The following is a 23,757-nucleotide window of genomic DNA, read 5'->3' on the forward strand; positions in this document are numbered from 1 at the left end:
CCCGTATGGCACCATTGAGATCATCATTGGCCTACTACATTTCCGATCTCGAGTGACCCGTTCGATGCTGGTCACACTGACGGCAGCAGGCGAGAGGCTACGTAACGCCGCCGAGTCGGCGGTTGCCGAAACCCAAGCGGACATACTTGCGCCACTGGATGAACGCGAGCGTCAGCTACTGTGTCAGTTATTGAAGAAGGTCGCCGATGAGAACAACAGCCTGAGTCGCGTTCCCATTCGTCAGGAAGCAGGAATCTGAGCACCGGCCCCGACTGCTAGACTGGGCATACATTTCATCGGGGAATACATTGAGACAGGAGTTCGTCATGGCTCGACTCAACGTGACCCAAAAGCTGATCGAATCCCACCTGGTGTCCGGCCAAATGACGCCGGGCGAAGAAATCGGGCTGGCCATCGATCAAACACTGACCCAGGACGCTACCGGCACGCTGGTCATGCAAGAATTCGAGGCCATGCGGATCGACCGTGTGCGTACCGAGCTCTCGGCTCAATACGTCGATCACAACCTGTTCCAGGAAGATTTCAAGAACCCCGACGATCACCTGTTCCTACAAAGTGCCTGCCGCAAATTCGGGGTATGGTTCAGCCCGGCGGGCAATGGGGTCAGCCACCCTGTCCATCAGGAACGTTTCGGTATCCCCGGCAAGACACTGGTGGGCTCGGACAGCCACACCCCAGCGGCCGGAGCGCTGGGCATGCTGGCCATCGGCGCCGGCGGCCTGGAAGTTGCGCTAGCCATGGCCGGTAAGCCGCTATACCTGAAAATGCCTCAAGTGGTGGGCGTGGAACTGACCGGCGAACTCCCTGACTGGATCAGTGCCAAGGACGTGGTGCTGGAAATGCTGCGCCGTTACGACGTCAAGGGTGGCACCGGCAAGATCTTCGAGTACTACGGGCCTGGACTCGAGGCGTTGAGCGCCATGGACCGCCACGTGATCGCCAACATGGGCACCGAAATGGGCGCCACCACCACGGTATTCCCTTCCGATGGCGAGGTGCGGCGCTTCCTGGCCCAGCAGGAGCGAGGCGACGATTGGCACGAATTGCTTGCCGACGATGGCGCCGACTATGACGAACGTATCAGCTTGGATCTCACTTCACTCGAGCCGTTGATCGCGCTGCCCAGCAGCCCCGGCAACATCAAGCCGGTGCGTGAAGTGGCCGGCGAGGAGATTTATCAGGCCTATATCGGTTCCTCGGCTAACCCCGGCTTTCGCGACTTCGCCGTGCCGGCGATGATGGTCGAGGGCCGCCGCATACCACCAGGCGTGTCGTTCGATATCAATCCGACGTCGCGCCAGATCCTCGAAAACCTCACCAACCAGAGCTACCTGTCGCGCCTGATTCACGCCGGCGCTCGCCTGCACCAGGCCGGCTGCAACGGCTGTATTGGCATGGGCCAGGCGCCAGCCACCGGCCGCAACAGCCTGCGCACCGTGCCACGTAACTTCCCAGGTCGTTCCGGTACTCCAGAGGACCGGGTATTCCTGTGCAGCCCGGAAACCGCCACTGCTGCCGCCCTGACCGGCAAGATCATCGATCCCCGTGACCTGGACATGGACTACCCACACTTCCAGGAACCCAAAACGTTGACGATCAACCGAGAGATGCTCGTCGCCCCCCTCGACGACGGCGGGCTGGTGGAACTGGTCAAAGGCCCCAACGTGAAGAGCCTACCCGAGTTCGATCCCATTCCAGCCGAGTTCAGCGGCCCGGTGCTGTTGAAAGTCGGCGACGACGTTTCCACCGACGAGATCATGCCGGCCGGTGCTGAGGTGCTGCCGCTGCGCAGCAACATCCCAGCCATTGCCAAGCACGTATTCAAGGCCATCGACCGCGACTTCAACCAGCGAGCCAGGGACTTGGATAGTGATGGTTTCTTTATCGTCGCCGGCCGCAACTATGGTCAGGGTTCCAGTCGCGAGCACGCTGCCATTGCTCCGCGATATCTGGGACTGCGGGCGGTGTGTGCTATCTCCTACGGTCGGATCCACTGGCAGAACCTTGCCAATTTCGGCGTCGTCCCACTGACCTTTGCCGACCCGGATGACCTCGATGCCATCGAACAGGGCGACGAACTGGCACTGGACGACATCGTTGACGCTCTCGAAAGCAGTGAAGAGATCACCCTCTACAACAAGACCAAGGACCGGCACTACACCATGCGCCACGGCCTGTCGCCACGCCAGATCGGCATGATTCGCCATGGCAGCCTGATCAACCTGGTGCGTACGGAATCGTAGTGCTGGACGCTTAGAAACGCGAGGCCGGCAGCCACACGTCGGCCCGCTGCCAGACCAATTCGAACGCCCGCTCGACACGCTCGGCCCCCCCGTCCCGACCTTGGGCGGCAAGACTCTGCGCCAAACCTTTCAGCGACCAGCCGTTACCCGGATGGATCTCCAGTGCCTCATAATAGATGGCCTCCGCCTCCCATGCCTCGCCGGCATCGAGCAGGATCGCGCCCAGGAAATGACGTGCGGGGAGGGGCCAGGGTTCGGGCTCGCTGTAGGGCAACCCGTCTTCCAGTGCGATGGCCTTGCGCAGTTGTTCCCGAGCGGCATCGATACGACCCTCTCCCGCAGCGATCTCGCCGGCCAGGATATGCTCTGCGATACCCATCAAGTCGTGATGACGGGAGGACATGTCCTTGGCACCATCCCCACGGAGGTCGTGCAACTTACTCAACGCCATCTCCGCTGCCGAGGTATTCCCGGTGCGCAGTTGCGCCAGGCCATGCGCGAAGTGCCACATCCCGGTCTGAAACGATCCTTCAGGCGAAGTCTGCTGTTCGAGCAGTTCGTCCCAGCGGCCGAAGCGAACGAGTTGCAGATGGACCTGGAAAGCCTCACTGGGCTGTTCACGGGCGATGTCGCGCGCGGCTGATAACGCCACGCCGCTTTGCCCGTCCATCCAAGCGGCGAAAAGCAGCATCAGGGTATTGTGCGAGGCATAGACACTCACCCCTTCACCGAATCGTGCCGATTGATCGATCATGCGGGCTTTCTGATTGACACGAACGGCGTCGCCATAACGGCCGATGTTCATGTAAATGTGCGAGGGCATGTGCTGGATATGACTCACTCCAGGGACCTCATCGGCCAGCACGTCGGCGCAAGCCTCGGCGCGTCTCGGTCGGGAAGCCTCCACAGCATGAATATAGTGATGGCAGGCGCCGGCATGACGGATATCCTCGGCGAGCACCGCCTCGAGTTCCTCGATCAATGTGAGGGTCTGCGGATACGGCTCCCCGTCCGTGCGATAGAGGTCCCAAGGGCGGAACATCATCAACGCTTCGGCATGCAGCGTGCGCACATCGTGGTCATCGGGATGCGCCGTTGCCGCCTCGGCCATCACCTCGGCATAGCGCTGGGTGGCTATTTCCTGATCGGCATCACTGTCGGGGGTGGGATAGCGTACGCTCATGGCCTCGATCAGTGCACGCTCCCAAGGCGCAGCGGCATCGGCCAACTCGAGGGCTTGGCTGGCGGCGACATGGGCATCGCGCGGATCCCCCACGCCGTGAGGGTCGTTTAGATACGGACCCAATGCCCAGGCCTCGCCCCAATAACACATGGCGCAGCTCGGATCATGTACCTGCGCCGCACGGAACGAGCGAGTGGCTTCCTCTCTGGCGAACCCATAGGCCAAGCGCAGGCCCTGGTCGAAATAGGCCTGGGCCTGTGTCGAGTCAGTGGTGATGGAACGACCGTAATCCCCCAGATTCTCATACAGTGGGATACCCGAGTCGGCATGGCTCAGCATGGGAAGGAACGCGCCAGCCACGGCACAGCCAACCATGGCCGACGCAATATAAGAGGTGGATGGCATGGCGCTACCTCCCGGTCAAGACGGGGCTTCACAGGACAGTGTCGCCGGGAGGAACCCAGGACGCTATCCATGACGTCCTGGGTGATCGCTTGCATCCGGACGGAAGTCAGAAGTACCGGCAATGATCGGCCCGTGCGGCGATACCGTCCAGAGGTACCGGTACAGTTGCTTGAGCCGTCTGTTCAGCCCACTCCTTACACACGGCAAGCGGCGGCGATTTGGGCAATATGGCGGTGGTCCGTACCACAACAGCCGCCAAGTACATTGATCCATGGATAACGCTGGCGCAGTGCCGCATATTGCCCCCCTAGTTCCACGGGATCCCCTTCATCGAGCACTTCAGCTTCGTCGAGCTCGGCATGGCTGCAGCGCGAGGCATTGGCACGAATGCCTCGCAAGCGTCGTCCCCAGCCTGTGTCGGCAAGCACGCCTTCGAAATGAGTGGGATGCGCGCAGTTGATCATGTAGTAAGCGGGAGCGTTGCCGGTGACCTCATCCACTTCGCCAATCGCTTCACCGAACGGCTGACCGGTCGGCAGCCGCCCGTCGGTTTCGACCGTGAACGAGATCACAGAGGGTAGACCTGCCGCTTTGGCCGCACGAGCAATGCCGATCGCCTCGGCACTATTGGTCATGGTGATGGCCGTCACCTGATCGACATCCGATTCCGCGAACACACGAACTTGCCCCGAGTGATAATCGGCAGCTTGTTCAGGCGTCATCAAGGTACCAGGATCGTAGCCATCACCACGCGGCCCGATGCAGCCACTGATGACCATTGGCGAGCGCCTTGTTTCCAACGCTTCGCGAAGCTCGTGCAGTATGGTGATGGCCTTGCGATTGGCATCATCGAGTTCTCGCGCTGAATAGCCGAGCTTATCGCCCCAATCCGGACTGGCACGCCAGGTCGCGCTCTCGAGTATGAAGCCCATGGCGCTGTCCCGAGCGATCTCGGCATGCTGCCAGTGATAGCGGCGCAGCGCTTCTGTGCCTTGCTCATTCTTGAGCAGATGGAAAGCCGCGAAATAGGGAAGCTCCAGCTTCTCGTGAAAGATGAGCGTGGTCTCGATTCCTGCATCAGTGAGGAACGGTTCCCCAGAAAGTTGGGGCAATTGAGTCCGGTATTTAGCCATGTTCACTTCTCTCTTGTTGTCGAAATATCTGCTTCAGGAAACATCCGCCACACCATGGCTGGGATGTGAGGCTAAATTACTGGGAGGATCGAACGAACCATATGGCCGCGCTACCGGATTTCTTGTCCAGGCTGCCAGCAAACGCGGAGGCCGTACGAATGTGGACACATTGGCAGAAATTCTACGAGCGATGAGGCTGTCGGGTGGTGTGTTCCTCGATGCGGAATTCACGGAGCCTTGGTGCATCAGATCCCAAGTGGAGCCGGAAGACTGCCACCAGTTCATGCGCATGCCGCCCCGGCTGATTGCCTATCACTATGTTGTCGAGGGACGTTTGACACTTTCTCTCGATGGGCAGCCACCCATGGAGGCCCACGAGAAGCAACTGCTCGTCCTGCCACGCAACGATGCCCACCTCCTGGGAAGCACCCTGAATGCGGCTCCAGCCGATGCTGGCGCGCTTATCGAACCCGCCGGAGAGGATGGCCTGGGGCGAATTCGTTTCGGAGGCGGCGGTACGCGCACTCGCATCCTGTGCGGCTTTCTCGGCAGCGAAAATAGCAACGACCCACTGGTCGCTAGCCTTCCGCCCATCGTGAAGCTCGACCTGCACGACCGTCTGACCGGCCCCTGGATCGAAGGCTCCATGCGCTACGCGGCAAGCGAGGTCACGTCCGGCGGTGAAGGTGCTTCAGCAAACCTTGCCCGACTTGCCGAACTCCTGTTCGCCGAAGCGATACGCGAATACCTGAAAGCGCTCCCACCGCAACAGATGGGCTGGCTGGCCGGCCTGCGCGATCCCTACGTGGCACGTGCCCTCGCCTTGATGCACGGGCACCCGGGGCAGCCCTGGACACTGGACGAATTGGCGCAACACGCCGGCCTCTCTCGCTCAGCCTTTTCAGAGCATTTCGTGCGCCTGGTCCGCGTCTCGCCAGTACGCTACCTGACCCGCCAGCGGCTGCAACGTGCTGCCGACCGGCTGCGTCAGAGTGGCGTGCCGATCAGCCGGATCGCCGATGAAGCCGGTTACGAATCCGAGGCATCATTCACCCGCGCCTTCAAGCGGGAATTCGGCACGGCACCGGGGGCTTTTCGCAGGCAGCAAGGGCACGTCTAGACATTGGCCTCACGTGCCAGCTCCAGCAGCGGTGTTAGGGAAACGCTGAATAAACCGACGAGCATGCTCAAGCGCAAGGCGCACGGAGCACGGAGCACCGAGCACAGGAACCGGAGCATATGGGGGTATATGTGAGGATCCGCCGGTCCGACGCTTCGGCACCGCGCAACGCAGCGATTGAGTAGCGCAGGCATTTATTCAGTGTTTCCTTAGCTTCTCGCCTGAATAGGCCATGCCTTTACCTGATAAAGGATGACGGTATTATTCCTTTATCAGGCAGGCACGCTACGCTCTAGGCAACACCACAATAATGCCTGGAGTCGCCATGCCGATTGATCCCTTGCCCCAGGAAGCGCTTTTTCTCACCGCCCTGCGTGACGATGATTGGCCTGAGCCTGCATCCGACTGGACACTCGACGCGGTCGGTCTCGATGCACCTGCGTTGGTCGAGTTGTTCGAGTCGCAATTGATGAGCCGCCACCTGGATTTGCACGCCCGACGCCTGCAAGCGCGTGGAGAGGCCTTCTACACTATCGGCAGTGCCGGGCATGAGGGTAACGCCGCCATTGCCCATGCCTTGCGACCGACGGATCCGGCCTTCCTGCACTATCGTGATGCCGCTTTCCTGATCCAACGCAGCCGCGCCGTACCGGGCCAAACACCGTTGCGGGACCTGTTGCTGAGCTTTGCCGCGTCGGCAGAAGACCCGATCTCCGGCGGCCGACACAAGGTACTGGGGTCGAAGACGCTCAACATCCCGCCGCAGACCAGCACCATCGCCTCGCATCTGCCCAAAGCGATGGGTGCCGCCTATGGCCTGGGACTCTGGCGGCGTGTGAAGGACGGCGGCGAGTGGCCCGCCGACAGCGTGGTGCTATGCAGCTTCGGCGACGCCTCCTTCAACCACTCCACTGCACAAGGCGCACTCAACGCTGCCGGCTGGGCGGCCTACCAAGGCTCACCGATGCCGCTGGTGATGGTCTGCGAAGACAATGGCATCGGTATTTCCACTCCCACCCCAAGCGGCTGGATCGAGGCCAGCATGCGCTCGCGTCCCGGCTTCCATTACTTGAGCTGCAATGGACTCGACCTGCTCGATACCTGGTGCGCCTCCTGCGAGGCGGCCCGTATCGCACGCACCCGCAAGCAACCCGTGTTCCTGCACATGCACTGCGTACGGCTATTCGGCCATGCTGGCTCCGATGCCCAACAGGCCTACCTTACGCCACAGCAGATCAAGACCGACGAGGCGCGTGACCCGCTGCTGTTCAGCGCCGGTCTGCTGCGCCGCCACGGCGTACTCGACAACGACGCCATCGCCACGCTCTACCACGCAACCAGCGAGCGCGTGGCCCGAGTGGCCGAAGAGGCGATTCGCCGGCCCAAGCTGGAAACTGCCGAGCAGGTCATGGCCAGTATCGTGCCACCGTCCCGCCCTGGCCGTCGCCGCCTCTGGCAAGGCGAGGTGGACACTACTCCCGCGCCCATGGCCAAACTACTCAACCAAGCCCTGCAGCGCTTGATGAGTTGCTATCCGCACCTGGTAATGGCCGGCGAAGACATCGGCCGCAAGGGAGGCGTCTACGGAGTCACCCAAAAGTTGCAAGCCAATTTTGGGCTACATCGGGTGATCGATACCCTGCTCGACGAGCAAAGTATCCTCGGGCTTGGCATCGGCCTGGCCCAGAACGGCTTGATTCCGATCCTGGAGATTCAGTTTTTAGCCTATCTGCACAACGCCGAGGATCAATTACGCGGCGAGGCTGCCACACTCAGCTTCTTTTCCAATGGTCAGTACACCAACCCGATGGTGGTGCGCATCGCCGGGCTCGGCTATCAGAAAGGCTTCGGCGGTCACTTCCACAACGACAACGCCATCGCCGTGCTACGCGACATCCCCGGCTTGCTGGTGGCCTGTCCGTCGAACGCCGCCGACGCGGTGGGCCTGCTGCAGGAGGCAGTGCGCTTGGCCGATGAAGAACAGCGCGTGGTGGTGTTACTCGAACCCATCGCGCTCTACCACAACCGCGACCTGCTCGAGACAGACGACCAGAAGTGGTGTTTCGCCGACCCTGGGCCGGACTACCGCTTGCCGGTGGGCGAACTCGGCCAGTGGGGTGAAGGAAAGGAACTCGCCATTCTCACCTATGGCAACGGAGTCCATCTCTCGCGCCAAGCCGCCGTCCGTCTGGAGGCTGATGGTATCGCCCTTCGCATCATCGACCTGCGCTGGCTCACCGCCATCGATCATGATGCGGTACATCGCCGAGTGAGCGACTGTACGCAGATCCTGGTGGTGGGCGAGTGCCGCCGTAGCGGCTCCGTCAGCGAAGAATTGATCACCGCCCTGGTCGAGCGCGGCGTAGCAAGCGAGCGACTACACCGGCTCACTGCCGAGGACAGCTTCATTCCACTGGGCCGGGCAGCGACGGCGACCCTGCCTTCGGTAGCCTCCATTATCGAATATGCCCAGCGTGCAGTGGGTACGGCCAGCAAACGAATCGGTAAGCCGGATGAGACGATGAGCGACAAGACATTAGCAGGGAGCGACAAGGTATGAGCCAAGACACCATCGCACTGTTGCTCAGCATGGGCATCGAAGAGCAGCGGAATATGCTGGTGAAGGCATGACCGCCAACCGAGGCATCAACATTGTAACGGTGGTTAATCCATTGAGTGGCGGTGACCACTGGTGAGTATATGGTGCAGACCATCGCACTCCACCATGGGGTCGTCACAATTGATGACCGTGTCCGAACGGGCCAACACGTGCCCTTTGCCGGTAATGGTGTTTTCCACCACTTGATGAGTACCTTCCTGCCGTGAACCAGTAAACTCGCCGATGAAGCCGGAATCGCGCAGAGACACGGTTTCCAACTTGTCGCCTGGCTGGATAGTACCTTCGTAATGCATCAAGGCCAGCCGCGCCGAGGTACCGGTACCGGTGGTACTGCGACAGATCACTCCTTGATGCACATAAGTGGCCGAACGCGAGCGATAGAAACCATCCGCCACATGCTCGACCGGCCCCATGAAGTGTAGAAACGGCAGCGGTCCCACATCGCCCAGCGTGTAATGGGAGAAACCGCTATGCGCCTGGATCGCTTCCACGATCGCGTGGGCACACGTCGCCAGGCGCCTTTCCTCGTCCGGGGTCAGGGCGAACCCTAGATCGGCGGCCTCCACCAGGGCATAGAAACCGCCACTGTAGGCGACGCTATAGGTCACATCGCCGATCGACGGAACATGAATACTGGCCTTGTAGGTGTCGATGTAGGTGGGCAGTCCTTCACAGGTGATGGCCTCCACCACGCCGTTTTCCACCAGCGCCTCGATATGCACCAAGCCGGCCGGCGACTCCAATATGAAGCGCTGACGACCTTCCCGTTTCTCGATCATGCCGGTTTGCAATAGCGCCGTGGCCGTGCAGATGGTGTTGGAGCCGGAATAGATCGGATAGCCCATCACCTCCATGATGATGTAGCCCATGTCGGCCTCGGGGTCGGTAGCGGGAACGATCAGATTCACCGACATCTCGGGCATACCATACGGTTCATGCAGCAGAAGCTTACGCAGGCCATCGGCATCGTCGCGCAGATATTCCATCTGCTCCCTGACTGTAGCGCCAGGCAATGGGTCGATACCCCCGATCACGATGCGGCTGACATCGCCGCCAGCATGGGTATCGATCAGCCGTATGCTCAGCTCGTGACTCATCCTGTCGTCTCCAACGCGTAAGGCACGCCATGCTCTTGCCACTGTGAGTCCGGGACGATCACGATCTTGCCCAGAAAGTTGCTGCTGCGATTGACGAAGTAGGTTTCGGCTTCATGCAAGTCGGACAGTTTGAATGCCGCATGCAGTACCGGCTTCAACTGACCAGAGCGAATCCATTCCACCAGTTGCTTGGCCTCTTCGCGGGTGCCGTGGGATACCCCAAAGATCTGCACCTGATACAGATAGATACGGGTCCACATGATCTCGCTGACGTTGCCAGCGCTAGCCCCGGCAATACTAAGGCGCGGGTAGGTCGTGCGGCGCTTCATGTCGAAAATCATGGTGTCGATGAAGTGATTGGTCATCTCGCCACCGGCAAGGTCCATCACCGCATCGATAGGCTGGTCCCCGGTCACCGCACGCACCTTGTCGGTGAAATCCTGCATGTTTGAGCGGTCCAACACAGCTTCTGCCCCCAGCTCGAGCAGTGCCTGGGCCTTGTCCTGCTTGCTGAGAGCATATGGAATCGCGCCCATGATGCGGCACAACTGAATCAATGCCGTACCCACGCCTCCACTGGCACCGGTGACCAGCACACGTTCGCCGGCTTTCACGTTGGCGGCGTTCAGCATGTGCAGGGCGGTCTGGTAGGAACACATTCCCATCGCGGCAAGCTCTGCATCGGCAAGTTCGGGGTTGCCTACCGTATGGAACTGATTCGACGGCACGGCGATGTACTCGGCGAAACCACCGTCAGCACCGTGGCCGTAGTAATCCGGTGTCAGATTGATGTCGGGACGCTCATCGGCGTACAGATTGAAATCCAGCAGCCCGCGCTGCCCAATGCGCTCGGCATCCACGCCTTCACCCACGGCAACCACGCGACCGGCCACATCGGCACCCTGGATACGCGGGAAGGTCAAGGTCGGTGATCCACCGATCTGGAATGAGGTCACATCGCCCTTGTCTTGCGTAGGATAGAGCCCCTCTCGTGCCTTGCGGTCGGTATTGTTCTTCGCCGTGGCCGTAACCTTCACCAGCACCTCACCCTTGGCAGGCTTAGGGGTGGGCACATCCTGACGATAGACCAGCTTGTCGATATCACCATGCCCGGTCAGCAGCATAGCCGACATGGTGTCGGGAACGTTCTCCGGGAGAGTATCGGAAACCATGTGCTGCCTCCTTGCGTTGATCGCTACGTCATAGCGCGACCATAACAAATTTGCTCTTGCACCCGAAAACACGTTAGAGATGGGAGGTGCTCATCAAGTGTAGTGAACTGCTAGCCATATTGTTTCCTGATCAGGGGCCGTCCATTTCACCCTATGTTTTTCATGGGCTGGTATATTGACATGGTCACCAGGTTTGAGGGTCACCTCACCGCCCTGCTCAAACGCAAGAATAGCCGCTCCCTTCAGCACTATGACCCACTCGTTCCGGTCCTGATCATACCAACCAGTATCCGGGGAACTGTGGCCCTTGGAAACGATACGCTCGACTCTGACGTCCTTGCCTTCAACGATGATGTCGAATACCTCTTCATCGATATTTTCCGTTATTGACTCAAACAGATTCTGCATACTGCTTTGCTCCAAATACCATGCAGGAAGTGCCGCCAAGGCATGGTTGATATCAATGAGGAATTGCTGATTGCACCATGCACAGTGACAAGCGCTGGCTAAGTACGCGATGACGGGCCTGCAAACCGTGAAAGAGCCGATCGCGTAGCCAGACATGACCGGCATCGGCCTGATAACGTTCATGCCATACCAGCCAATAGGAAAACGGCGCCACCTCCAAGGGCAACGATCGTACTGCCAACGGCCAGCAGTCAGCCACGCTAGCAGCCAGGCAACCAGGTATGCACAACAACAGATCGCTATGCTGGGCAATCGAAAAACCGGCTAGAAAATGTGGCTGGCGCAGACTGACACGTCGTTTGAGCCCGAGCTTGGCCAGTGCCAGATCTACCACTCCGCGATCGTCGCCTCCCATACTGATCAGCTGATGGTCGGCTTCGATAAAGGCCTCCAATGTCAAGGCATTGCTGTCAGGAGCGGCCAACGGATGCTCTCGGCGCATCACGCATACGAAATGATCGTCGCCAATCTCACGACCATGCACAGAGGCCGGTACCCGGCCAGTGGGTGAGCATATTGCCAATTCCGGCCCGCCTTCGTCGAGTTGGTGCTCGATATTGCCGCCATGGGCTTGAATATCCAACCGCATTTGAGGCGCTTCGGCCTTGAGTGTCTCCCACTGCGGCGCCAAGAAAGCATGCATGCTGTAGTCGGTGCTGGCCACCCTGAAACGCCGAGTGGTGCTGGCCGGCTGGAACTCGGGCGGCGCCAGTAAGGTATCCAGCTCCTGCAACAAACGCTCCAGAGGTGGCCCTAGTGCCACGGCCCGGGCGGTAGGGCGCAAACCACGATGCGTGCGCACGAATAGCGGGTCATTGAATGCACGACGCAGCCGCGCCAAGGTACGAGATACCGCAGGCTGGCTGAGATTGAGACGTTCGGCGGCACGTGACACGCTGTGAGAATCAAGCAGTGCGTGCAGCGTCACCAAGGCATTGAGGTCGTGGCGGGCAAGTTCGGCCAAATGCATACAACCCTCATCGATATGGGGAATATGGGCAGAATATCAATGACCCATGATATCAGCTTCATGCATATCACTTTTGAGTCACTTGCATTGGCATGATATCGCAGAACTACTGTAGCCTGAGTGCATTCCTATCCGCGAGAAGGAACCCAACCATGCAGTCACGCTATTTCGTCATCAATGACCGCCCCCAAGGCATGCCGGAACGTGGATTGTTCGAACTACATACGATCGAATTGCCATCACTGAAAGACGGAGAAGTAAGGGTCCGCAACACCTGGCTCTCGGTCGATCCCTATATGCGTGGTCGCATGAACGGGATAAAGACCTATGTCGAGCCTTTCGAACTCAACGCCCCTCTCGAAGGTGGAGCCATCGGTGAAGTCATCGAGTCGCGCAACTCGCGCTTTCCTGAAGGAAGCAAGGTGCTACATAACGCCGGATGGCGCGATGTCGCTCAATTGACGGGAGAAGCCTTGGATCCGCTACCCAAACTCGAGGTACCGGAGCAAGCCTATCTAGGTGTACTCGGCATGCCGGGCATGACCGCCTGGACTGGTCTCAACCTGATTGCCGAAATGCGCGAAGGTGACAATGTCCTGGTCAGTGCCGCCAGTGGTGCGGTGGGCTCCTTGGTAGTCCAATTGGCCAAGGCCAAAGGTGGCACCGTGGTCGGCATCGCCGGCTCGCAAGAGAAGCTCGACTGGCTGGAATCACACGGCATCAAGGCAATCAGCTACCGTGACAAGAATGCCGAGCAATTGAGCGCCGACCTCAAGCAGGCTTGCCCCGAGGGTTTCGATGTTTATTTCGAGAACGTTGGTGATATATGCCTGGAGGCGGCATTGACCAATCTTCGTCTAGGAGCGCGGATCGCCATTTGCGGCCTGATCGCTCGCTACAATGATGAAACTCCGGGTCATGGCCCAAGCAACTTGGACATGGTCCTGATCCAACGAGCACACATACAAGGCTTCATCGTTCTCGATCACTGGTCACAGTACCCACGTTTCCTGGAGGAAGTTGGCCCACAGGTGGCCAACGGCGAGATCGACTACGAGGAAACCATCGAGGACGGTCTGGAACGTATGCCAGATGCTTTCTTGAAACTGTTCGAAGGGAGCAACCGAGGCAAGATGCTGGTGCGATTGTAAGCCACGTGGGCATCAAGAAGCCGGCAGCAGCGTAAGTGTGCTGCCGGCTCCCTTCCTTATAGACGAGCCAACCAGTTTCCCGTCAAAACTATTGGCTCAGGACTTCTGCCACTCCGCATCGACAAGGCCGTTCAGATATCGTGCCGGCAGGTGTGGCCACTGCAGAAGCCTCAAGCCCGCCCACAGGCTCACCTGGTTGGCCGTGAGCACGACCCGCCCAGCCTGTCGATTCATCGTGTCGACCAGTTCCAGAGTATTGATTGCCGTATCGGGAACGAGCAGCGGGATCTCTTCATCGTGATTCACCTCGCAGAAGGCACGCACTTCCTGCACGATATCGACTTGATGAGAGTCCGCCGCATATGGGCAATCGAGCACCTTGATGTTGCCCACTGTCACACCGCTATCATGCAGGAAAGCGACCAGTTGCTCGGTCACGTCTGCCGGATAGGGACTGAGCAGATCGACGCATCGGTAGCCGAGTGCCAACACTGCTTCACGGAAAGCGAGCGCGGTGCTGATGACCGGCACACCCAACCGCTTCTCCAGATCGCTGGCCTGAGCTTGGGCCCATTCAAGGCCGCCAATGAAACTCCCACTGGTACACGCCCAAATCACGGCTTGAGCTCTGCCTTCACGCACCAACACTTCGCCGACAGGGGCCAGACGTTCTGTTGCCCCAAGCGCCAATAGCGCCTCCGAAGCATGATGGCCATCACTCTTGATCTGCCCCACTTCGATCCTGGGCGCCCCCCCCTCCTGAAAGGCTGGACTGCGGTCAAGCCCATACCACTCATAATCAGGTGGCCCATCTTCGGGAAGAAGAATTCCCAAGCATTTTTCGACCGGCATATCATGACTCCCCGCCATTCAGCGATATCGAAAAGCTAACATATGGCAACTCACTCTACCCATACGAACTTCCCGGCATCCAGTTCGGTTTCGCCGTCCCAGCGGTAGGCGCATAGCTTGCCATTATTGCCATTGTGGGTATGACCGGCAGCTATGCTGTAGTCCAGGCAGGCGATATGAGGCGTTAATGGCTCGGGGATCCCGGTAAGCCAGTAGTGACCGACGAATAGCGGTTTGTCCCCCTCGTAACCGGGCAACACATCATCTGGAATCGGTTCATGAGGGATCTCTCCGATGACTTCCGGCGGTACCATTGCCAAGTCGCGATAGGTGATGCCTTCCAGTTCCCACCAACGGGTACGGATGTGCCCACGAGGGTTGCCATCCTTATCAAGGAACTCGGTACCCGCGGGCAGTGGAACCTCAAGGCCCTTGAGTAGGGTTTCCAGAGCATCGAAAGCCGGAGTGTCCTCGCGAGTGAGGGCCGGCCAGGCATCGGGCAGGATTCGCTGATGTGCATCGAGATAGTCGACCAGCATGTCGAGAGATGGCCGATGCCAGCATGCATGCACTACCCTCAGCCCTTCGAGATCGAGATACAGCGGTAGGGTCTTGAACCAGTCGATATGCTCTTGGTGCAGTGGGCTTCCCTCCCCCACTTGATCCAGATAGGCCTGATGCTGACGCCGATTTCTGTCACTGTGGTGACGCAGGCGCCCGCCAGGAATATCGGGATCTTCACTAGCCCACGCTACGGCATTGAACTCATGGTTGCCCATGACCGCCAAGGCCTGGCCACTCTCGACCATGGTCTGCGCGATGTGTACGGTCGCCATCTGCTCGGGGCCACGATCAATGAAATCACCTAAAAAGACTACTTGGCGTTTAGGATGTGACCAGACGCCTTTACGTTCGCGATAACCGAGCCTGTCGAGCAGGAGTTTAAGTGGCGTGGCATAGCCATGGATATCGCCGATGAGATCAAACATGCGTATTTCTTTTCCCTGCGAATGTGTCTGCCCTGCTCGATGCGACGCAGGAGAATGTCAAAGCGGACTCGATTATATCCTCGGATGCCACACCCTAGAGACGCTGGACTTCGATGACGTGTCCAATGATGGGAAAGCCGGCCTGCCTGGCAGCTTTTTCAGCTTCCAGTTGCGCTTCAAGCTTGGAAATACTGGATGAACGATGCTCGAAGACGGTATCCAGTTCAAGGCGCTTGGTTCGCACGGCTAGTTTGACGATGTAGCCGGTCTTGTGGGACGTAGCTGCCTGTCTGGTCGGGCGAGACGTTGTGGTGCGTTTGGGTGCCGGAGTTCGAGCTTTCTGCTCAGCTTCCTTTTTCGGGTTCAGAAAAGCGTTGATCTCACGCTGCATGTTCTGCTCGAACTCATCCAACTCTTTGCTCATTTCACCTCCACCAATCACATTTTGAATGATCGAGTATAACAAATTCCTTCACAGAACCTCCTATGTATTGTTAAAAGCCATTGATAAATGATAGTTATCGAATAAAAGAAAATCCTTACCAATTGTAAAACTTTTCTTTCACTTCTCTCTGTAGCGCAATAGTGAGAAGCCATTACATCAATTTGACTCAAGATATCTGTGGTAGTTCCAAATGCTCCTCATTTATCACGGAGAAAAGCCAATCACGGAAAGCTTCCATCGCAGGTGTCGAAGAACGCGATTTGAGGCTGGTAAGCCAATAGCTTCCCATTGAAGTATATAGATCGAAAGGCTGTTTGATAGCCCCGGTGGAAAGTTGGCGAGAAAACATGAGAGGAGGAGAAAGAGCAACTCCGGCGCCCTGAAGAGCGGCTTCCATCATGGCGAGCGATGAATCGAAGACGATACCCTTCAAGAGTGGGGCAGGACAAGCGATTCCGGCAGCGGCAAACCAGTTGCTCCACTCGTCTTCCCGATAGGAGCGTAACAACGTCTGATTCATCAGATCACTTGGCTCACGTAGCCTATCGGCAATCTTCGGAATGCATAAAACCGAAAGAGGCGCTTCGAACAGACGCATGGCCTCAATGCTGTGCCAAGCACCATTTCCAAACCGGATGGCGTAATCCAGGCCTTCAGCCGCCATGTCGACACGGTTATTGTTTGTCGAAAGGCGAACATCGATGAACGGGTACTGCTGCTGAAAGTCTGGCAACCGCGGCAGTAGCCAACCGACAGCAAAGGTACCAACTGCGCCTATCATCAGGATTTCACGGACATGCCCGCCTTCCAATCGCTCCAGCATGTCCGCCATTCGATCGAAGGAATCCCGCAATACAGGCAGTAATGCCTCTCCTTCCGCAGTGATCATCAGCCCACGGGGCAAGCGCTTGAAGAGCATGACGTTCAGCCGGTTTTCCAAAACCTTCACTTGGTGGCTGACGGCAGCCTGCGTAACGTTCAATTCAATTGCCGCACGGGTGAAGCTCAAATGTCGCGCAGATGCTTCAAAGGCCCGGAGAGCATTGAGAGGAAGGTAGGGTCTAACCATATATGACCAAATTAAATTTATATCAGCATCAAAATAACATGGTTTGCAGCACAAGTTCATTATTTCTATTTTCTTATACGCGGCAACAAACCCAACGCGGCTTTGGCGACGTGCATTGCATGACAGCCCTTTCATGATCGCCACGATAGACCATACAACACATCAGCTACCTTCATGTATCTAGCATGATCAGGAGGATATTGTGAGATTGATGCTAACACGGCGTAAATTCGCAGCACTGGTCGGTTCCATGCTGGCCAGTAGCGTCATTGCGAAACCGGGTATCGTCTTTGCAGCAGACGCTACCAAGGATGAGTTGTCCCGGAAGCTGACCGAGATAGAAGAGAGACTCAGGGCGCGGATGGGCATTGCGATTCTTGATACGGAAACGCAACGCCAATGGACACAGCGTGCCGACGAGCGCTTCCCCATGTGCAGCACGTTCAAGTTGCTCGCTTCCGCCGCGGTGCTTACCCGTGTCGATGCCGGCCAGGAGGACCTGAACCGGCGCATCCGCTTCGAAGCCAGCGATGTCGTGACTTACTCACCTGTCACGGAGCATCGAGTCGGTGGCGAAGGGATGACGCTCGCAGAGCTCTGCGAGGCCGCGCTGACCATGAGTGATAACACTGCCGGCAATATCCTTCTGGAAAGTCTTGGCGGACCTTCCGGCGTTACCGAGTTCGCGCGATCGCTCGGCGATTCCATGACCCGCCTCGACCGCTGGGAAACCGAACTCAACGAAGCGATCCCCGGCGACCCACGTGACACTACGACACCGGCCGCGATGACCGCCAACCTGCGCTCGCTCATTCTAGGGGATCGCCTCTCCCAGACATCACGCGACCAACTCACGACATGGCTCGTTTCCAATAAGACAGGTGACGCGAGGCTTCGCGCAGGCCTACCGACGAACTGGCGTATTGGCGATAAAACGGGAGGAGGCGAGTATGGAACGACAAATGATGTAGCCGTGATTTGGCCGCCTAGCCGCAAGCCGTTGATCGTGAGCGTCTATATCACGGAAACGGAAGCCTCCTTCGATGATCGCAATGCCGCTATTGCTGACGTTGGCCGAGCGGTGAATGCCATGCTGGATGCATAAGCCATTAGCTGAACGTCTCCCGGCACTTGCTTCTCTGCTTGTACTTCCTGATCAGCGGAGCAGCAATGGCAATCACTAAAAGCAGGCACGAAATGTAAATCAAGGTGGCGCTGATCGGTCTTGAAAGGAAAATGGATAGGTCCCCTTGAGACATGGCGAGCGAACGGCGCAACTCGCTCTCGGCTATCGGTCCCAAAACCAGGCCCAATATGATCGCCACCAAGGGGAACCGGATTTTTTCCAGCAGGAACCCCAACACCCCGAAACCCAGCATCAGCCACACATCGAACATCGAATTGCGCACGGAATACGTGCCCACGATGCAACACATGATGATGATGGGCCCCAGTGCCGAATAGGGAATGTTCAGCAGTCTCGTGAACAGCGCAATGAAAGGTTTGGAAAACAGCAAGATCATGAAGTTGACGATGAACAAGCCGGCGAACACCGCGTAAATGAGTTCGCTGCTGGTCACCATGAAGGTGGGACCAGGCTGCAGGCCATGCATGATGAAGGCGCCCAGGATAATGGCTGTGGTACCGCTTCCTGGAATCCCCAGCGCGAAGAGAGGCACCAGCGCTCCCATCGCCGCGGCGTTGTTGGCTGCCTCGGGCGCGGCAATGCCTTCGGGTGCCCCCTTGCCGAAAGCTTCCGGATGCTTCGACCAGCGCACCGCTTCGCTATAGCTCACCATGGCAGCGGTGCTCGCGCCGATACCCGGCAGAATACCGATCACCACCCCCAGGATCGACGACCGCGAAAGCGTCACGCCGATCTTCCGCATGATGGCGGAATCGAAGATCTTCACCTTGACCTTGGTAAGTGGCTGATGGGCGTCGCCACCCAAGGTACGCTTCATTACCTCCGAAATAGCGAAGAGCCCCACGATTACCGGGATCAGGCCCACACCCTCGGCCAGGTTCAGGTTGCCGAAGGTATAACGACTCGTACCGGTCAGCGGATCGATACCGATCGTGGCGATGAAAAGTCCCAGCGCCGCCCCGATCAAGCCTAATATCAGCTTGCCACCGAGCGATGCCACGACGGTCAAGCCAAGGATCGCCAAGGCGAAATACTCAGGTGAAGAGAACCGCAAGGCTACTGATGCCAGCAGCGGCGTGAACACGATCAACGCGATCGTCCCCACCAGTCCCCCGATAGCGGAACTCAACACACCAATCCCCAGCGCCTTCCCCGCTTGACCCTGCTGGGTCATCGGATAGCCGTCGAAAGAGGTCATCACCGCTTCCGGTGTCCCCGGCGCGCGGTAGAGAATGGCAGTGATCAACCCCGAAAACACGGTGGAACCGTAAATGGCCGTCAGCAACATGAACGCGGCAGTCGGATCCATGCCATAGGTGACCGGCAGCAGGATCACCACCAGGATGACACCGCTGATCCCCGGCAATGCACCACCAATGAAGCCGATGAACACCGCCGACGTGAGTATCAGCAGGTTCATGGGTTGCAGCACCACAGCCAACCCATTCAGAAAACTATCTAGCATCGTCATCTCCAAGCAGCCTCATGGCGGCTTACGGCAATGGAATGTTCAGCAGGTAGACGAAAACCACCATTCCCAGCACTGTCGCCGTGACCGTTGTAGTCACAATGGCGCTCTTTCCCCTGGCACCCAGCAGCAGCGTGCAGCAGAACGCGAACACGACCGTGGCGACCAGGAACCCGGCGAATTGCATGAGCACTGTGTAGGCAACGGTGGCCGCAAGAACGGCCCAATGACGGTGCCTTTCGAGTAGGCGCCAGCCAGTCCCCAATGACACCTCTGTATCGGCGTGACACTCCCGTTCTCCATGCTGCGTGTCGGGCATCTCGTTGCGCCTCATGGCGCCCCTCTTCTTGTCCGCCACCAGGGTCGAGATCAGCAGTACGGCAGTAAACAGCAGCAAGGCGATCAGCAAGGCCAGTGGCCACAGCCGTGGCCCAACGAACGTCGAGACCTGTTCGGCACTGGGCAGCTGCAGCGTCGGGACGAGGCAAGCCAAGGCAAACGCGATGATGGCAAAGGAGAAGAGATAGGTTTTATGACTCATGATTCTGCCCGTGAGTGTGTCATTCACCGACGCCGGCTTGGCATCGTGTCATCCAGCGTTGGAAGGCTGGCCCGCATGGGCCAGCCAATGTGGAACACATCTGACGTGACATCCATTCTTCAGGTGTTCTCGATCAAGCGCGAATACAGCTCCAGGTTCTTTTCCAATTTCTGGCGATACTCATCGCTCCCCATCCACCCTTCGCGGTAATGCAGGTTGACCTTTTCTTCGTAGGTCTGATAGTCGTCGGAGTCGTATACGGCTTTCAGTGCCTGCTCGATCTGACTGACGACCTTCGGTGGTGTCCCGGCATGGACGAAGACGCCACGCTCATTACCGTCCGTCAGGTCCCAACCATGCTCGACGGTGGTCGGGATCTCCGGGAAGTTCTCGAGACGCTCCTCGGCGAACACCAGGATGGGCTTCATCTTTCCCGACTCGATATAGCTGAGCGTCGAGCTGATCTCCCCAAACATGCCGTCGATGTTCCCGCCCAGTATGTTGGCGGAAACGCTGCCCTCTTCATCGTAGGGGATGAAGTTGATGTCCAGCCCCGAGGCATCCCGAAACGAGAGAAACGCCATCTTGTCGGGACTGGCGGCATGCGTACCTCCGATGATGACTTTGCCCGGGTTGTCCTTCGCATACGTCATGAAGTCATCGAAATCTTCATACTTTTCTGGATTGACGATCAGCGTCATGACATCCGACTGCATGCGCGCCACGGGCGTCAACTGATCGAGTCCGGTCGGGTTCTGCCCCGCCGCCAATGACGTCACCAGTGTCGATGACGCGAAATCCAAAGTATGACCATCCGGCTCGCCGTTCGCTGTGCGTTGATGCGCCAATGCGCCGGATGCCGACGGCAGATTGATGATCGTTATCGAGGTGCCTAATTGCTCTTCCAGCATGGGCTTCACGGTGCGGGCAAAGTTATCGGTACCGCCACCGGCCCCCGCAGCCACCAAGAACTGGATATCGTCGCTCGGATAATTCGCACCATTTTCACCGGCAGACACCAAGGCCGCCCCCATCATCGCCAAGGCGCCGATGGAACTCATTGCCGCGATTTTGTACTTGCTAGACATAGCGCTCTCCATTCATTGTTGTCATATCGATCAGGCGTCCAGTGTTGACACCCTCATGCATGCGTCACACGTATCTCGCGTTTAACAACACCTCCCCTTTCAGCGATATCCGTCATGACATCACCCGTTGAAAAATCTCGTCCTGCTCCCGACGCAGGCGCAGCAGCGTAGAGTCCGCCACTTTGAGCGCAGAGAACGGGATGATGTCGTGAGCGGCGATGTTTCGTCTCAGGCGTGCCCCGGGCAGCAGATAGAAAGGTACCGCGCCGTCCGGGTCCAATGATCGAGCTGGATGCGCTTCGGGTCGCAATCCCTCGATGTTGCGGTGATGCCCCCTCATTTCGAACGTATGGCCAGCGGGTAGCGCACAAGTGGCCCGCGCCACCAGATCGATCCTGGGCGCGGTGGCTTCTCCACCACCGGATACCAGGCCATTTTGCACCGCGTCGAGCAGCGAGACCGGCGCTTCCAAGCCGAGCAAATGCCGGGGCAAATAGATCATGGCACTTTGGCCGCTGCGGCTAAGAATATGCCCTTTGCCACGCAGCAATTCCCAAGCCGCATCGTCTTCACAACGCACCACCACGAATACACCGCCCGCGAAACTGACCTCATCAGGCTTGCGCAAGCAATTGAATACCTCCAGGCGCCCAGTGCCACTCAGCACACCGCCGTTCTCGATGGTATCCAATACGGTAGGCACCTCGGGAATACGTAACACGGTGGCATGAAACTCGGGGCAGTCCGGCAGCAGGCCAGTGGCATTTGCCACATTGGCCATTTCGCACAGATCCGGCACCGAAATCAGCGGAATGGCCTCAAGAGCCGCGGCTCTGGCCGCTACGCTCTCTCGCTCTGCCCCTTCGGGCAGTGACCACAAGTTGGTCATCGCTGGCGCCGGATAGCTCTCTCCATTGCACAGGATGTGTTGCCGCTGCTCATCCCAGATGAAGTCGTACTCGCTACTCTTGCCGGCAGCGACAATCTCGAATCCCAAGGTCTTTGCCCAGGTCACCAGGCCAATCAACAAGCTTGGTTGATCACCATCGAGCGGCGTGAAGACAAGCCCTTTGCGACGTGCTAGATGGGTCAGGTATGGACCGACAACAGACTCGGTCTCCTTGGTCGCGATCCCCACATGCTTACCTGCCATGATCGCGGTATAGGCATGTTGAGCTCCGGCTTCTGGTATACCAGTTGACTCCACCAGAATATCGAATGGTAGCCCAATCACCGTGTCAATTGATCCAGCTGCGATGTAACGCCCGGATTTCCAAGCCTCGAGCGCTTCTTCTTCAGAATGGCATACCATTATTTGGACTACTGGCACTCCAGCACGTTCCAGCGCCCGTTGGGCAGCGGCAGCGCTGACATCCACCGCGATGCGTGCCGACAGGCCTTGCATTTGGCGCGCCTGGTGCAGAACTCCCGTGCCGAAGTCTCCAGCACCAGCAACACAGGCCTCGACAACCTGTATTGAATCAAAGTGTTGTAAGTAATTCATGTGTCTCGCTTATTCCATGTGCGGACGGAAAGAAGCCTTGGCCGCAATGCATATTCATTCAGCACCGGATGGTTCGAACAACTTGAAAGAAGACTAGTGGTATACCATTTTAATGGTCAACGATGCGACTATTCGACTTTGGTCTTCATGCCTATGAAATCCACGATAATGGATTGATTAAGAAAGAGAAAAGGGGGCGGGCAATGAGAAAAGAAAGTTTGAAAGAAGAATTCTGGTATGCCATTCTTGTCTATTAGAGACCGTTGTGACGCGATGAATCGAATGGACGACGTAGATCAGCTTGCCCGGCCAGGATTGGTCGAGAAGGTAGCCAACTACCTTCGGGAACATATCGTGATGGATCACTTCCAGCCCGGGCAGCGCCTGCCCGAGCGTTCACTTGCGGACGAATTGCAAGTCTCGCGAACCCCGTTACGCGAAGCGTTGAAGATTCTGGCAACCGAAGGGTTGGTAGAAATACTGCCCAACCGAGGCGCCGTGGTGGCAGACGTGAGCCCAGCGGACGTCAAGGAAAAGGCCTACGTGTTGAGCGTGTTGGAACAGGCCGCAGCGGAGCTGGCCTGCCAGTTGGCTACCGACCAGGACATTGCCGAGCTACAGGCACTCCACTACGAAATGAAAGCGGCTTACCTACGGCGAGACCGACAGAACTATTTTCGTATCAACCAGGAAATACATAACCGGATCGTCGCCCTTTCGGGTAATGCCTCGTTGATCGAGATGCACGGCTACCTGAATCGACAACTGTACCGTGTTCGCTACCTTTCCAATCAGAAGAGCGAAAAATGGACCACTGCCATGACGGAGCACGAAGCCATCATGGCCGCTCTGGAAGCTCGAGATGCCACGCGCGTGGGGCTGGAACTTCGCAATCACCTAGGCAAGACCTGGTTCAAATACGCCAACCATGGCGATGAAGACACCAACGCCGCTCCCGAGCAAGGCAAGAAGACGCTTGAGCAGCATGCTCCCTGATACCTTACATTGCACCGCTGACACTTGAGTGGCGACTGATGATTGATGTGGCATTGTAAATGAAGCTTCGGTTGG

The 23,757-nt window shown here is 58.0% G+C and carries 21 protein-coding genes; 7 read left to right on the top strand and 14 right to left on the bottom strand.

Annotation, left to right across the window (positions count from 1 at the left end; translation table 11 throughout):
* Positions 1 to 64: 64 nt before the first annotated feature.
* Entirely contained in the window at positions 65 to 259 is a 195-nt protein-coding gene (locus L861_RS08095; protein WP_016416569.1) for a winged helix DNA-binding protein, read from the top strand.
* A 67-nt stretch (positions 260 to 326) separates the two neighbouring features.
* Complete coding sequence (locus tag L861_RS08100) at positions 327 to 2,264, top strand: aconitate hydratase (RefSeq protein ID WP_016416570.1); 1,938 nt, start codon at positions 327 to 329, stop codon at positions 2,262 to 2,264.
* 10 nt (positions 2,265 to 2,274) lie between these two features.
* Here the strand turns inward: L861_RS08100 and L861_RS08105 are convergent, their stop codons facing one another.
* On the bottom strand, positions 2,275 to 3,852 hold the full coding sequence (locus tag L861_RS08105; protein WP_016416571.1) for a tetratricopeptide repeat protein: 1,578 nt from the start codon (positions 3,850 to 3,852) through the stop codon (positions 2,275 to 2,277).
* A 194-nt stretch (positions 3,853 to 4,046) separates the two neighbouring features.
* Entirely contained in the window at positions 4,047 to 4,985 is a 939-nt protein-coding gene (locus tag L861_RS08110; RefSeq protein WP_016416572.1) for a homocysteine S-methyltransferase family protein, read from the bottom strand.
* A 160-nt stretch (positions 4,986 to 5,145) separates the two neighbouring features.
* On the opposite strand from L861_RS08110, the gene L861_RS08115 reads away from it, so the two are divergent.
* Positions 5,146 to 6,105 (top strand): AraC family transcriptional regulator, encoded by a 960-nt coding sequence (locus L861_RS08115; RefSeq protein WP_027947533.1) that lies wholly within the window; start codon positions 5,146 to 5,148, stop codon positions 6,103 to 6,105.
* A gap of 325 nt (positions 6,106 to 6,430) precedes the next feature.
* The gene (locus tag L861_RS08120; protein ID WP_016416574.1) at positions 6,431 to 8,665 is read left to right on the top strand and encodes a thiamine pyrophosphate-dependent enzyme; all 2,235 of its coding nucleotides are present in this window, start codon (positions 6,431 to 6,433) and stop codon (positions 8,663 to 8,665) included.
* Positions 8,666 to 8,769: 104 nt separating this feature from the next.
* Here L861_RS08120 and L861_RS08125 read toward each other — a convergent pair whose 3' ends face one another.
* The 4 genes from L861_RS08125 to L861_RS08140 all read right to left on the bottom strand — a co-directional run bounded on the left by L861_RS08125 (position 8,770) and on the right by L861_RS08140 (position 12,432).
* Entirely contained in the window at positions 8,770 to 9,822 is a 1,053-nt protein-coding gene (locus L861_RS08125; RefSeq protein WP_016416575.1) for a proline racemase family protein, read from the bottom strand.
* On the bottom strand, positions 9,819 to 10,994 hold the full coding sequence (locus L861_RS08130) for a zinc-binding dehydrogenase (RefSeq protein ID WP_016416576.1): 1,176 nt from the start codon (positions 10,992 to 10,994) through the stop codon (positions 9,819 to 9,821). The genes L861_RS08125 and L861_RS08130 overlap by 4 nt, the downstream gene beginning before the upstream one ends.
* A gap of 93 nt (positions 10,995 to 11,087) precedes the next feature.
* On the bottom strand, positions 11,088 to 11,402 hold the full coding sequence (locus tag L861_RS08135) for a cupin domain-containing protein (RefSeq protein WP_016416577.1): 315 nt from the start codon (positions 11,400 to 11,402) through the stop codon (positions 11,088 to 11,090).
* A gap of 52 nt (positions 11,403 to 11,454) precedes the next feature.
* On the bottom strand, positions 11,455 to 12,432 hold the full coding sequence (locus L861_RS08140; RefSeq protein WP_016416578.1) for a LysR family transcriptional regulator: 978 nt from the start codon (positions 12,430 to 12,432) through the stop codon (positions 11,455 to 11,457).
* A 152-nt stretch (positions 12,433 to 12,584) separates the two neighbouring features.
* Between L861_RS08140 and L861_RS08145 the strand changes: the two genes are divergently transcribed.
* Positions 12,585 to 13,583 carry an NADP-dependent oxidoreductase gene (locus L861_RS08145; protein WP_016416579.1) on the top strand — a complete coding sequence of 333 codons (999 nt, stop codon included), beginning with the start codon at positions 12,585 to 12,587 and terminating at the stop codon, positions 13,581 to 13,583.
* 96 nt (positions 13,584 to 13,679) lie between these two features.
* Here L861_RS08145 and L861_RS08150 read toward each other — a convergent pair whose 3' ends face one another.
* From L861_RS08150 to L861_RS08165, 4 genes are all read right to left on the bottom strand, one after another.
* Complete coding sequence (locus L861_RS08150) at positions 13,680 to 14,435, bottom strand: aspartate racemase/maleate isomerase family protein (RefSeq protein ID WP_016416580.1); 756 nt, start codon at positions 14,433 to 14,435, stop codon at positions 13,680 to 13,682.
* A 50-nt stretch (positions 14,436 to 14,485) separates the two neighbouring features.
* Positions 14,486 to 15,424, bottom strand: coding sequence for a metallophosphoesterase (locus L861_RS08155; RefSeq protein ID WP_016416581.1), 939 nt, complete (start codon positions 15,422 to 15,424; stop codon positions 14,486 to 14,488).
* A gap of 94 nt (positions 15,425 to 15,518) precedes the next feature.
* On the bottom strand, positions 15,519 to 15,848 hold the full coding sequence (locus L861_RS08160) for a hypothetical protein (protein WP_016416582.1): 330 nt from the start codon (positions 15,846 to 15,848) through the stop codon (positions 15,519 to 15,521).
* Positions 15,849 to 16,035: 187 nt separating this feature from the next.
* Positions 16,036 to 17,073: a LysR family transcriptional regulator gene (locus tag L861_RS08165; protein ID WP_282705710.1), complete on the bottom strand. Its 1,038-nt coding sequence runs from the start codon at positions 17,071 to 17,073 to the stop codon at positions 16,036 to 16,038.
* A gap of 76 nt (positions 17,074 to 17,149) precedes the next feature.
* On the opposite strand from L861_RS08165, the gene bla reads away from it, so the two are divergent.
* Positions 17,150 to 18,043: a class A beta-lactamase gene (gene bla, locus L861_RS08170; RefSeq protein ID WP_016416584.1), complete on the top strand. Its 894-nt coding sequence runs from the start codon at positions 17,150 to 17,152 to the stop codon at positions 18,041 to 18,043.
* 4 nt (positions 18,044 to 18,047) lie between these two features.
* Here the strand turns inward: bla and L861_RS08175 are convergent, their stop codons facing one another.
* The 4 genes from L861_RS08175 to L861_RS08190 form a co-directional block, all read right to left on the bottom strand.
* Positions 18,048 to 19,550, bottom strand: coding sequence for a tripartite tricarboxylate transporter permease (locus L861_RS08175; RefSeq protein ID WP_027947531.1), 1,503 nt, complete (start codon positions 19,548 to 19,550; stop codon positions 18,048 to 18,050).
* 28 nt (positions 19,551 to 19,578) lie between these two features.
* Positions 19,579 to 20,094, bottom strand: coding sequence for a tripartite tricarboxylate transporter TctB family protein (locus L861_RS08180; RefSeq protein ID WP_016416586.1), 516 nt, complete (start codon positions 20,092 to 20,094; stop codon positions 19,579 to 19,581).
* 119 nt (positions 20,095 to 20,213) lie between these two features.
* The gene (locus L861_RS08185) at positions 20,214 to 21,182 is read right to left on the bottom strand and encodes a Bug family tripartite tricarboxylate transporter substrate binding protein (RefSeq protein WP_016416587.1); all 969 of its coding nucleotides are present in this window, start codon (positions 21,180 to 21,182) and stop codon (positions 20,214 to 20,216) included.
* Between the two features lie 112 nt (positions 21,183 to 21,294).
* Entirely contained in the window at positions 21,295 to 22,686 is a 1,392-nt protein-coding gene (locus tag L861_RS08190) for a flagellar protein FlgA (RefSeq protein WP_021029143.1), read from the bottom strand.
* Positions 22,687 to 22,968: 282 nt separating this feature from the next.
* Between L861_RS08190 and L861_RS08195 the strand changes: the two genes are divergently transcribed.
* Positions 22,969 to 23,682: a GntR family transcriptional regulator gene (locus L861_RS08195; RefSeq protein ID WP_016416589.1), complete on the top strand. Its 714-nt coding sequence runs from the start codon at positions 22,969 to 22,971 to the stop codon at positions 23,680 to 23,682.
* Positions 23,683 to 23,757: the final 75 nt, after the last annotated feature.

The sequence above is a fragment of the Litchfieldella anticariensis FP35 = DSM 16096 genome, assembly GCF_000409775.1.
In the GTDB taxonomy this organism is placed as follows: Bacteria; Pseudomonadota; Gammaproteobacteria; order Pseudomonadales; family Halomonadaceae; genus Litchfieldella; species Litchfieldella anticariensis.